Raw genomic sequence first — 10,000 nt, 5'->3', positions numbered from 1 at the left:
GGGTTTTCCCAACAAATCTCGTCTTCTATTGACTCAACTCAAATTAAAATTGGATCGCAATTCAATTTAACCATCAAAGCAAAAGTAAACGCAAAAGATAAAGTCGTTTTTCCAGATGGAAAGTTTTTTGGTGCTTTGGAAATATTGGAATCATATCCAATTGATACCGTAAAAAATGATAACCAATACGAATTAATCAAAAAGTACGGGTTAACCCAATTTGATTCGGGACGCTATGTGATTCCGAAATTATTGGTGAAAATTAATCAGAAAGAATTCCGTACCGATTCGCTTTCGATTTTGGTAAACGATGTAAAAGTTGATACCACGAAACAACAAATGTATGATATCAAAGACATCATCGCTACAGAAGAAAAACCGATGAGCGAATGGTGGAAACTCCTAATTTTATTCGTGTTGATTGTAGCTTCTGGATTTGCATCGAACTTCATCATCAAAAGATTACAAAAAGACAAAGAACAAAAAGAAGAATTTTTCGCTTCGCCAATTGAAAAAGCGATTGCATATCTTCAAAATTTAGATAAAAAACAATTGGTGCAACGCGGTGATGTGAAAGAATATTATTCTGAAATGACTGATATCACCAGAACATATATTGAAGAATCGATTCATATTCCAGCGATGGAAAGCACTTCTAGTGAATTAATGGAAGCGTTGAAAAAAGCGATTGCCGATAAAAAAATGTTTGTCAATCGTGAAGAATTGGACAAGTTCAAAAGAGTATTAGAAAATTCGGATTTGGTAAAATTTGCTAAATCGCAACCCTTACCTTTTGAAATTGAAACGGATAAAAAAATTATCGATAAATTCTTGTTGGTAATAGACAAAGCCTTACCAAGAACGGAAGATCAAGCGGCAATTTTATTTGCTGAAGAAGTTCGTAAAAAGGAAATGCAAAAACAAAAAGCAAAACGTTTAGCGCTTTCAGCTGGAATTTCAGCCTTTTTATTGGTGGCTTCGATTGTAATTTTCACTTATACGGTAGGATTCGATTTTGTGAAAGACAGTTATTTTGGCTATTCTACCAAAGAATTGTTGGAAAAAGAATGGATTACTTCGGAATATGGCGAACCTGCAATCATTATTACATCGCCTAAAGTTTTAAAACGAACAATTGATGAGAAAATTCAAAACAATCTTCCTGAAAACGTAAAATCAACCAGTCGTTTTGCGTATGGAAATATTACCGACGATTTCTCAATTGTTTTAATTACAACCGCTTACAAAGACACCACCAAGATAGATTTAGATTTAGCATTGGAAGCGGATTTGAAAGAGTTAGAAAATTTTGGAGCTAAAAATATCATCGTAAAAACTGGTGAATTTGAAAATGTAAAAGGTCTTTCAGGTAAAAAAGCCTACGGAACATTCACGGCTTTGGACCCTGTGAGAGAAGAAGATGTGAAAATGGAGTACGAAATCATGGTATTGTCACAACCGGGTGGCGCTCAAGAATTTTTCTTTATGTATAGAGAAGAAGACGAACATGCGAAGCAGATTATAGAGAAAATTCAGAACTCAATCGAACTAAGAAAAGCCAAGAAATAATGGAAAAAGTTACCTTTTTAAATCCGGAATTTTTGTGGTTGTTTTTGGTTTTACCACTAGCAATAGGTTGGTTATTTTATAAAAGAAATCAACTTTCGGCAACGGTAAAAATGAGTTCATTAGAGCCTTTCAAACAAAACCGAACATTCTTAGCCAAAGCCAAACCGTTTTTACACGTTTTACGAATCTTAGCGTTGAGTTCTATTATCATAGCCTTAGCAAGACCAAGAAGCGTTGACGTAACCTCAAAATCGAAAACCACAAAAGGAATCGATATTGTAATGGCAATAGACGTTTCGAGTAGTATGTTGGCCAATGATTTAAAACCAAATCGTCTAGAAGCTTTGAAAAAAGTAGCTTCAACATTTGTACAAGATAGAGTTAACGATAGAATTGGATTAGTAGTTTATGCAGGTGAAAGTTACACGAGAACTCCCGTAACTTCTGATAAAACCATCATTTTACAATCATTAAAAACCATTGAATACGATGATTCCATTATTGCTGACGGAACGGGAATTGGAGTCGGTTTAGCCACTGCCATCAACCGAATTAAAGACAGCAAAGCTAAAAGCAGAATTATCATTTTATTGACAGATGGTGTTAACAATTCAGGAACAATAGATCCTAGAACTGCTGCTGAAATTGCTAAAGAATACGGTATCAAAGTATATACCATTGGAATTGGAACAAACGGTCAAGCGATGTTTCCTGTAGCAAAAGACGCGAATGGTAAATTAGTGTTCAGAAATATGCCTGTTGAAATTGATGAAAGCTTAATGAAAGAAATTGCGAAAGCAACTGATGCAAAATATTTTAGAGCGACATCAAACAAAAAATTACAAGCCATTTACGACGAAATTAATAAGTTAGAAACCACCGAAATTGATGAGAAGAAATTCTACAATTACGACGAGAAATACAAACCTTTCGTGTTGATTGCATTTGTGTTGTTAGGTGTTGAGGTGTTATTGAGAAATTCAGTTTTTAGAGGAATCGTTTAGAAAGAAAAACAATGTTTGAATTAGAAAGTCCAATATATTTTTATTTATTAGCGCTATTACCCATAATAGTAGCACTTTTTCTATTCAATTTGTTTTGGAAAAGAAAAAGACAAGCCGCTTTTGCCGATTTGGAATTGTTTAATCAATTAGCGCCAGAAAAATCAAGCTTTAAACCGGCTTTGAAATTAGGAGTTTTGTTGTTGGCATTAGCCTGCATTATTATCGCTTTGGTAAACCCAAAAATGGGAACTAAAATGGAAACCGTAAAACGTCAAGGAATTGATATTGTGTTTGCAGTCGACATTTCAAAAAGTATGCTGGCTGAAGACGTAGCGCCAAACCGATTAGAAAAAACCAAGCAAATCGTTTCGCAAATCATTAATCAATTAGGAAACGACCGTGTGGGAATTGTAGGTTACGCCGGAAGTGCTTACCCAGTCTTACCCATGACAACCGATTATAGCATTGCTAAAATGTATTTGCAAAGCATGAATACCAATATGGTATCTTCGCAAGGAACGGCTTTTAACGATGCTATTCAATTAGCTGTAGATTTCTTTGATGTGAAAGATACTAGTAAACTAATTGTTTTGGTTTCTGACGGCGAAGACCACGGAGAAGGAGTAGAAGACGCTGTTGAATTAGCAAAAGAAAAAGGAGTTCGTATTATTACAATTGGAGTTGGAACTGAAAAAGGCGGCCCAATTCCCTTACGTGACGATAAAGAAACCATTGTATCGTATAAAAAAGACCAAGAAGGACAAACGGTAATTACCAAGTTATATCCAGAAGTTTTAAAGAAAATTGCAGATAATACAAAATCAAAATATATCGTGGGAACTACTACAAAAGATGTGGTAGAAGAAGTGAAAAAGTCGTTAGATAAAATCGAAAAATCAGAATTCGAATCGCAACAAATAGCTGATTTTGAATCGCAATATCAATGGTTTTTAGCTTTAGGATTTTTATTATTGTTAGTAGATGTTTTCCTTTTGGAGAAAAAAACAGCATGGGTGCAAAAGTTGAACTTATTTAATGAAAAAAAACATGCGTAAGATACTTTACATAGTGCTATTGTTGAATAGTGTTTTGCTTTTCGGACAAGAAAAAGACAAAAATCTTTATAATGGAAATCAGTCATTTAAAGAAAAAAAATACGCTGATGCCGAAGCTGATTTTCGTGTAACCGAATCGAAAAAATCACCTAAAAAAGCAACTGCTGGATACAACTTAGGAAATAGTGTGTATCGTCAAAACCAACAAGGCGAAGCGCAAATTCGATATATTCAAGCTTTGGAACACGCGAAAACGAAAGAAGAAAAGCACCGAATTTATCATAATTTGGGCAACACCTTCATGTTAGATAAAAATTATGAGGCGGCAGCGGAAGCCTATAAGAATGCGTTGAGAAATAATCCAAATGACGAAGAAACGCGTTACAATTACGCTTTGGCAAAAAGAAAGAAAAAAGACAATCCACCTCCAAAAAACAATAAAAAAGACAATAAAGGTGGAGGAGGCCAAGATAAAAAGCCACAGCCAGAAAACAACAAAAACGATAAAGGAAACGACAAAAAAGATCAAGACAAGAATAAAGGCGAAGACAAAAAAGAAGACAAAGGTGACGGAGAGAAAAAAGAAGACAAAAACGAAAATCCAAAACCTAGTGGCGCCGACAAACAACGCATCGATAATATTTTAGATGCAGTTAATAATGCAGAGAAGAAAGTGCAGGACAAAGTGAATGCGAAGAAAGTAAAAGCACGTCCGGTTTCAAATGAAAAAGATTGGTAATTAATCATGAATTCTATAAAAAAAATAGTTGTTTTATTTCTTGCTTTTAACTCTCAATGGGGATTTTCTCAAGAAGAGAAAATAATTATTTCCGAAAAAGTTTCAAGCACAGAAATAGGTTTTTTTGATGTACTAACGGTTGAATTTGAAATTAACACCAACGATGCCGAATTGATTGAGCCAACGTTCAAAGATTTTGATTTTTATTCTCAAAAAAGCATAGCTAGTGCGGTAACTATAAAAAATGGAATTAAGTCAGCAAAAGTAACTCACAAGTACTATTTAAAGCCTAAAAGAATTGGATTATCAACAATAGAAAAAGTAACTTTTGACTATAATGGTAAAGAGTATCAATCCAATCCAATTGTTATAAATGTTAAAGGTGAAACGATTGAAAATGATCCTTTAAATACAGAAAACAAACTTTTTATAATTCCAGAAATTTCAAATTATAAACCGCATCGCTATCAGCCAATTACAGTAAAATATAAATTGTATTATGATAAAGATATTAGGCCATCTTCGATACAGTTAGATTTTGAAAAAGAATATGTAGACGATTTTTTTATTTATTCAATTTCAGAAAATGCCGATGCCCCTTTTTTAGCTGATTATAACGGAAAAGAATACAATTGTGTTGTGATTAGGACTGACGTATTGCGCTTTAAAGAATTATATGATACCTATATTCACAATAAAATTATTGTTCATTATAATAAAGAAGTTTCTGAAATTGAAAACGAAAGTATTTTAAAGGCAGCAAGAAAAATAATTCCAGTGGTTTCAGAGAGAATAAAGGTTCAAAACTTTGAAAACTTTAGATTACCCTATAATTATGTTTATCCTTACGGAAATTATAAAATTGATGTTATAGAACCAGAGAAAGCTTCAATTAGAAAAAATAAAATTTTTGAAGTTCAGATTCAAGTTTATGGAGAAGGTTTTTTAGAAGACGAAATGATTCCTAAATTGAGATTACCCAATGGAATTGAGGTTGTTTCAGATGTAATACAAAATGAGAATACAATTGACGAAACTAAAATTAAAACAATTGCCTCAAGAACATATAAGTTAAAAGCAATTATGGATGGTAAAATAGAATTTAAATCAATAGATTTCTATTTTTACGACGAAATTAGTCAACAACACAAATCAATAAAGTCTAAAGAGTTTTCAATTATTGTAAAATAAAGAACGACTAAAACGAAAATGAAATTTTTAAAGCAAATACATATTGTACTTTTTTTTCTATCGGCTTTGTCTGTTTCCGCTCAAGTAAAATTTGAAGCGCAAACAGAAAGAAGTTCTTATGGACTAAACGAACGATTCCAATTGGTTTTTTCTATCAATAATGAAGGTGATAATTTTGTAGCTCCAAAGTTTCCCGGATTTAAAGCAGAAGGACCTTTCATCAATAAAGGAAACCAAACTTCAATTACGATTATAAATGGTAGAGTGAACCAAAAAAGAGAAATTTCAACCCAAGTCATTTACTATTTAACCCCAACTAAAAAAGGAACTTTTACTATTGGTGCTGCTTCAATTGAATATGATGGAACAGTTTACAAATCAGCACCTATAAAAATTACGATTACCGATCCTATCCAAATGCCAACCTATCCAGGCCAACAACCAACAAATGTGAATTATGGAGAAGGGATTCATTTGGTAGCCGAATTATCTACAAAAAATCCGTTTGTAAACGAACCCGTTACAGTAGTTTACAAGTTGTATTTTGAACCTCGTTCTACTGTTGGGAATTTCAGAAATTTCAAAGCACCAAAGTATAATGATTTCTGGAGTCAGTATATCGACATGAAGCAATTGCGTGCAGAACGTGGAAAATACAATGGCAAAGATTACAGCATGGTAGTGCTTCGAAAAGTGATTTTATATCCATTAGAATCGGGCGCTAAAACCATAGAACCTTTCAAAATCGATTTAGATGCTGAGGTGCCAACAGGTCGTCGCGATTGGTTTGGAGAATACGAAATGCGCATGGTTGAAAAATCACTTTCCACAGGAACACAAACCATCAACGTAAAACCACTTCCAGAAAACGGAAAACCTGAAAGTTTTGCTGGAGCTGTAGGTGATTTTGATTTCAAAGTAATACCTTCTAAAACAGCTTTAAAAGCAGGTGAATCGTTAGATTTAGAAGTAAGTGTTTCGGGAAAAGGAAACTTAAAATTATTTACTTTACCAAAACCAGTGGTGCCAACTGCATTAGAAATGTACGAACCATCACATACCGAAAATGTACAAACACCATTAACAGGTATGGTAGGAAAAGTTTCGGACAAATACACGATTATTCCACAGTTTAAAGGAAAATACACAATTAAACCGATGGAGTTTTCGTATTACGATTTGGTAAGTAAATCCTATAAAACCATCACATCAAAAGAAATCACTATTGATGTAGCTGAAGGTGATGCAACGTTTGTAGCCAACACACCAAGCACGAATAAACAAGCCATTCAGAAAAAAGAAGTATTCCAATTTAATAAGTTGAAAACGGAATTTGTTTCTGCTTCTAGAGAGGATTTCTTAGGTTCGGGACTATTTTATAGTTTGTTGTTAGCGCCATTATTATTGATTCCGATTGTGATGATTGTTAAAAAACAAAAAGAGGCTAAAGATGCTGATATGGTTGGAAACCGAGTTAGAAATAATAACCGATTAGTGAAGAAATATTTGTCGGAAGCCAAAAAACAAATGGGCGACAAAGTTCCGTTCTATATGGCAATGGAAAAGGCATTACACAACTTTTTGAAAGCCAAATTACATATCGAAACGGTTGAAATGAGCAAAGACAATATAATCGAATTATTACAACAAAGAAACGCATCTGAAGAAAGTATTAATCGATTTATGGAATTAATGAACGATTGCGAATTTGCACGATACGCTCCAGCAACCGATATTGCCATGACCAATGATTTTGAACGAGCTGTGGAACGAATTTCAGAACTTGAAAAACAATTGAAATAATGAAAAATAAATTTATACTATTCCTTTTGTTTTTGATTTCATTTGCCAATGCAAGTGAATCCATCGACGCTACTTTCAAAAAAGCTAACGATTTATACAACAAAGGCGATTACGAACAAGCGTTGCAATCTTTCGAAAGTATTGCTAATCAAGGCAACGAATCGGCTGATTTATATTTTAATATTGCGAATTGTTATTACAAACTTGGAAAAGTAGCACCATCGATTTACAATTATGAAAAAGCATTGCTTTTAAACCCAGATGACGAAGCTATACAAACTAATCTGTCATTTGCTCAAAAAACAGCAATAGACGATATTAAAATCCTTCCAGAAGTAGGTTTTAAGAAAATGGTGAAAGAGTTCACAAGTACATTTCATTATGATACTTGGGCTTGGATTGCGGTTTTTGTTGCTTTCCTAAGTTTACTTTCGTTTTTAGGCTATTATTTTGGAAATACCGTGTTTCTAAAACGCGCTTTTTTCAGTTTGTTTTTGTTGTTTTTAATAGGAATTGGAGTAACCGTTTTCTCTGCTTTTTTACAGAAGAAATTCGATACAAATTACAATCCAGCCATCGTTTTTGCTGAATCAACCACTTTAAAAACGGAACCAAAAAATAGTTCTGAAGATGTTGTAACGCTTCACGAAGGCACAAAAGTTTTCGTTTTAGAAGAATTAGGCAACTGGAAACAAGTAGAACTAACCGACAAAACAAAAGCGTGGATTGACAAAGAAGCGATTAAGGAAGTGAAGGAATAATTTTATCATGTCAAAAAAAGCCACATTCATAATTTTATTAATCACAGCAACAATTTCTGTTGGGTTTTATCAATTTGGTAAACCATCTAATGAAGATGATAGATTTGTAAGTTATATTGTGAATCCAAAAGAACAAAACTTAGAATTTTTTTGGAAAAATGAAAAAGGCGAGCATTTTAAAAATGCTGAAAACTTAATTTCTTGGCTAAAAACTAAAAACAAAAAGCTACTATTTTCAATGAATGGCGGAATGTATAAAAAAGACAATTCACCACAAGGACTATATATCGAGAATAAAATCATTAAATCAGAAATAGATACTTTAAACGGAAATGGCAATTTTTATTTAAAACCTAATGGTGTTTTTTATTTAACAACGGACAAAAATCCAATGATTTGCAAAACAGAAGATTTTATAAACAATGGAATGATAAAATACGCAACGCAATCGGGACCAATGTTGGTAATTGATGGCGAAATTCATACTGCATTTAAAAAGAATTCAACCAATTTGAATATTCGTAATGGTGTGGGAATTTTACCAAACAATCAAATTGTATTTGCTATTTCAAAAAAGGAAATCAATTTTTATGATTTTGCCGAATATTTTAAAAAACTTGGCTGTAAAAATGCCTTATACTTAGATGGATTTGTATCAAGAACCTATCTTCCAGAGAAAAATTGGAAACAAATCGATGGGAATTTTGGTGTAATAATCGGTGTTACAGAATAACTATTATTTCTCACTCTCAACTTCCTTCTTCAAACTATCATACCAACCCTCAATCGTAGGATAAATTGCTTTTGAAATATTCTGAATTGGATTATAAAAAATAGAATTGTCTTGTGTTTCTTTAGAAAGTAGCATGTTGTTGATGTTGATTTTTTCAAAAATAAAAAGCACAATGCTCAATGCTAAAATCGTTTTCAATAAGCTAAAAATCACACCAGCGAATTTGTTTATCCAACCTAAAAAAGCAAAATCCGCTAATTTGGTTAGAATTTTTGCGCTTAAATGAATTCCAATTACAACCATTAAAAATGTAATGATAAAAGCGGTTATTTCAATGTATTTCGGATTCCAACTTGGTACAAATCCAGTAAAAATAGCGCCTACTAAATTTGAAAATTTAATCGCTAAATAAATCCCTAAAATCAAAGCTACAAACGAAGAAACTTCTACAAAAAGTCCGTTTTTCAACCCTTTATAAACCGCAAAACCCAACAAAACCGCAAAAATAATATCAATAAAACTCATTTGAAAGAAAATAGATGAAAGAATCAAGAACAAAGACGATAGATTGTGTAAAAAACAAAACCATCGATTATCTTTGCAAATCTAATATAGAAAGTTGGGAATAGTCTTTTTTCTTTTCTCTTTTTTCTTTCATCTATAAAACATGTCTAGAGACGAACAATTAAAACAGCGTTGGGAAAGCGTTGTCACTATATTATCAAACAAATTTGCAGATGGTGAAACCCTTGATTTAGAGGGAATCATCTACTTAATTGGGGTGCAAGAATTAGGAAAAATTCACGCTACCTTCAAAAAAGACGAAAAAGTAAATTTAATGCACATCGCCATTTGTCGATTGTTAGAACCTTATGGGTACTACGAATTTGAATATTTCGACAACGACGGTTGGCCACATTACAAAGTAAAAGAAGAATTGCCACCACTAAAAGCAGGCGAGCAAGCCGTGTTAATGAAAGAAGCAATTGTAAGCTACTTTTTAGAGAAAGAATTGATTGATTAAAACTAATTACTAATCACTTTTCACTAATCACTAAAAATAACTAAATTTGCACCTTTATACAACGAGCGATGACAGAAACGATTAAAGCCCATATTGAAGAAGTAAAAGCTTTTCAAACCGA

General features: G+C 32.9%; 10 protein-coding genes. 9 read left to right on the top strand and 1 reads right to left on the bottom strand.

Features of this window, described 5'->3' with window-relative positions:
- From LDL23_RS01550 to LDL23_RS01515, 8 genes are all read left to right on the top strand, one after another.
- The coding region (locus LDL23_RS01550; RefSeq protein ID WP_291264133.1) for a hypothetical protein at window positions 1-1,569 on the top strand (1,569 nt) is incomplete at its 5' end.
- Window positions 1,569-2,573 carry a VWA domain-containing protein gene (locus tag LDL23_RS01545; RefSeq protein WP_291264132.1) on the top strand — a complete coding sequence of 335 codons (1,005 nt, stop codon included), beginning with the start codon at window positions 1,569-1,571 and terminating at the stop codon, window positions 2,571-2,573. The genes LDL23_RS01550 and LDL23_RS01545, both read left to right, overlap by 1 nt.
- 11 nt (window positions 2,574-2,584) lie before the next feature.
- The gene (locus tag LDL23_RS01540) at window positions 2,585-3,628 is read left to right on the top strand and encodes a VWA domain-containing protein (protein ID WP_291264131.1); all 1,044 of its coding nucleotides are present in this window, start codon (window positions 2,585-2,587) and stop codon (window positions 3,626-3,628) included.
- Window positions 3,621-4,367, top strand: coding sequence for a tetratricopeptide repeat protein (locus LDL23_RS01535; RefSeq protein WP_291264130.1), 747 nt, complete (start codon window positions 3,621-3,623; stop codon window positions 4,365-4,367). The genes LDL23_RS01540 and LDL23_RS01535 overlap by 8 nt, the downstream gene beginning before the upstream one ends.
- Window positions 4,368-4,373: 6 nt before the next feature.
- Entirely contained in the window at window positions 4,374-5,558 is a 1,185-nt protein-coding gene (locus LDL23_RS01530; protein ID WP_291264129.1) for a BatD family protein, read from the top strand.
- Window positions 5,559-5,576: 18 nt separating this feature from the next.
- A complete protein-coding gene (locus LDL23_RS01525) occupies window positions 5,577-7,361 on the top strand; it encodes a BatD family protein (protein ID WP_291264128.1) in 1,785 nt (594 codons plus the stop codon).
- Window positions 7,361-8,122 (top strand): tetratricopeptide repeat protein, encoded by a 762-nt coding sequence (locus LDL23_RS01520; RefSeq protein ID WP_291264127.1) that lies wholly within the window; start codon window positions 7,361-7,363, stop codon window positions 8,120-8,122. The genes LDL23_RS01525 and LDL23_RS01520 overlap by 1 nt, the downstream gene beginning before the upstream one ends.
- Before the next feature lie 7 nt (window positions 8,123-8,129).
- Entirely contained in the window at window positions 8,130-8,855 is a 726-nt protein-coding gene (locus LDL23_RS01515; RefSeq protein ID WP_291264126.1) for a phosphodiester glycosidase family protein, read from the top strand.
- Between the two features lie 3 nt (window positions 8,856-8,858).
- On the opposite strand, the gene LDL23_RS01510 is transcribed toward LDL23_RS01515, so the two are convergent.
- Window positions 8,859-9,380 (bottom strand): CvpA family protein, encoded by a 522-nt coding sequence (locus tag LDL23_RS01510; RefSeq protein WP_291264125.1) that lies wholly within the window; start codon window positions 9,378-9,380, stop codon window positions 8,859-8,861.
- Between the two features lie 142 nt (window positions 9,381-9,522).
- Here LDL23_RS01510 and LDL23_RS01505 point away from each other — a divergent pair, with 142 nt between their 5' ends.
- The gene (locus tag LDL23_RS01505; RefSeq protein WP_194093791.1) at window positions 9,523-9,879 is read left to right on the top strand and encodes a hypothetical protein; all 357 of its coding nucleotides are present in this window, start codon (window positions 9,523-9,525) and stop codon (window positions 9,877-9,879) included.
- Window positions 9,880-10,000: the final 121 nt, after the last annotated feature.

This window comes from Flavobacterium sp. (genome assembly GCF_020217025.1).
Lineage (GTDB): Bacteria > Bacteroidota > Bacteroidia > Flavobacteriales > Flavobacteriaceae > Flavobacterium.
This window is presented reverse-complemented; position numbering and strand designations above follow the sequence as displayed.

Coding starts and splice junctions, on each gene's coding strand:
- LDL23_RS01545 (WP_291264132.1), top strand. CDS start 1,569: ATGGAAAAAGTTACCTTTTTAAATCCGGAATTTTTGTGGTTGTTTTTG.
- LDL23_RS01540 (WP_291264131.1), top strand. CDS start 2,585: ATGTTTGAATTAGAAAGTCCAATATATTTTTATTTATTAGCGCTATTA.
- LDL23_RS01535 (WP_291264130.1), top strand. CDS start 3,621: ATGCGTAAGATACTTTACATAGTGCTATTGTTGAATAGTGTTTTGCTT.
- LDL23_RS01530 (WP_291264129.1), top strand. CDS start 4,374: ATGAATTCTATAAAAAAAATAGTTGTTTTATTTCTTGCTTTTAACTCT.
- LDL23_RS01525 (WP_291264128.1), top strand. CDS start 5,577: ATGAAATTTTTAAAGCAAATACATATTGTACTTTTTTTTCTATCGGCT.
- LDL23_RS01520 (WP_291264127.1), top strand. CDS start 7,361: ATGAAAAATAAATTTATACTATTCCTTTTGTTTTTGATTTCATTTGCC.
- LDL23_RS01515 (WP_291264126.1), top strand. CDS start 8,130: ATGTCAAAAAAAGCCACATTCATAATTTTATTAATCACAGCAACAATT.
- LDL23_RS01510 (WP_291264125.1), bottom strand. CDS start 9,380: ATGAGTTTTATTGATATTATTTTTGCGGTTTTGTTGGGTTTTGCGGTT.
- LDL23_RS01505 (WP_194093791.1), top strand. CDS start 9,523: ATGTCTAGAGACGAACAATTAAAACAGCGTTGGGAAAGCGTTGTCACT.